Source organism: Allobosea sp. (genome assembly GCF_030695125.1).
Taxonomy (GTDB): Bacteria; Pseudomonadota; Alphaproteobacteria; order Rhizobiales; family Beijerinckiaceae; genus Allobosea.
In genome coordinates, this window is sequence record NZ_JAUYTP010000035.1 from 1 (window position 1) to 1,236 (window position 1,236).

1 protein-coding gene is annotated in these 1,236 nt (G+C 65.6%); it reads right to left on the reverse strand.

What is annotated here, in order from left to right; genetic code table 11:
• Window positions 1-1,236 (reverse strand): DNA translocase FtsK (locus Q8S38_RS14580; RefSeq protein ID WP_305681156.1); only part of this gene is annotated, 1,236 nt, incomplete at both ends.

The window sequence follows — 1,236 nt, forward strand, 5'->3', positions numbered from 1 at the left end:
GATCGAGGCGGCGCGGTTGTAGCCGATCTGGAGGCGGCGCTGGATGTAGGAGGTCGAGGCCTTCTTGTCGCGCAGCACCACCGCCACCGCCTGCTCGTAAGGGTCCTCGCTCTCCGACTGGGCGAGCGCGCCCTTGTCGAACACCGCGCCGTCCTCGGCGTCGGTCGCAGCCTCCTCCTCCTCGGAGGTGACCGCGTCGAGATATTGCGGCCGCCCTTGGGTCTTGAGATGGGCGACGACCTTCTCGACCTCCTGGTCGGAGACAAAGGGGCCGTGGACGCGGGTGATGCGCCCGCCGCCGGCCATGTAGAGCATGTCGCCCTGGCCGAGCAGCTGCTCGGCGCCCATCTCGCCGAGAATCGTGCGCGAGTCGATCTTGCTCGTCACCTGGAAGGAGATCCGCGTCGGGAAGTTGGCCTTGATCGTGCCGGTGATGACGTCGACGGAAGGCCGCTGCGTCGCCAGCACGACATGGATGCCGGCCGCGCGCGCCATCTGGGCCAAGCGCTGGATCGTGCCCTCGATCTCCTTGCCGGCGACCATCATCAGATCGGCCATCTCGTCGACGATGACGACGATGTAGGGCAAGGGCTCGAGGTCCATGACCTGGTCTTCGTAGATCGCCTCGCCGGAATGGCGGTCGAAGCCGGTCTGCACGGTGCGGGTGATGACCTCGCCGGCAGCCGCAGCCTCGACGACGCGGGCGTTGAAGCCGTCGATGTTGCGCACCGACAGCTTCGACATCTTCTTGTAGCGCTCCTCCATCTCGCGCACCGCCCATTTCAGGGCGACGACCGCCTTCTTCGGGTCGGTGACGACAGGCGTGAGCAGATGGGGGATGCCGTCATAGACCGACAGCTCCAGCATCTTGGGATCGACCATGATCAACCGGCACTGCTGCGGGGTAAGCCGGTAGAGCAGCGACAGGATCATCGTGTTGATCGCCACCGACTTGCCCGAGCCGGTCGTGCCGGCGACCAGGAGATGGGGCATCTTGGCGAGATCGACGATCACCGGCTCGCCGCCGATGGTCTTGCCGAGCCCCAGAGCGAGCTTGTGCTTGGAGCTCTCGAAATCCTGGCTCGCGAGCAACTCGCGCAGATAGACCGTCTCGCGCTTGGCGTTGGGCAGTTCGATGCCGATCGCGTTCTTGCCGGGAATCACCGCCACGCGCGCCGAGATCGCGCTCATCGAACGGGCAATGTCGTCGGCCAGCGAAATCACGCGGGAGGATTT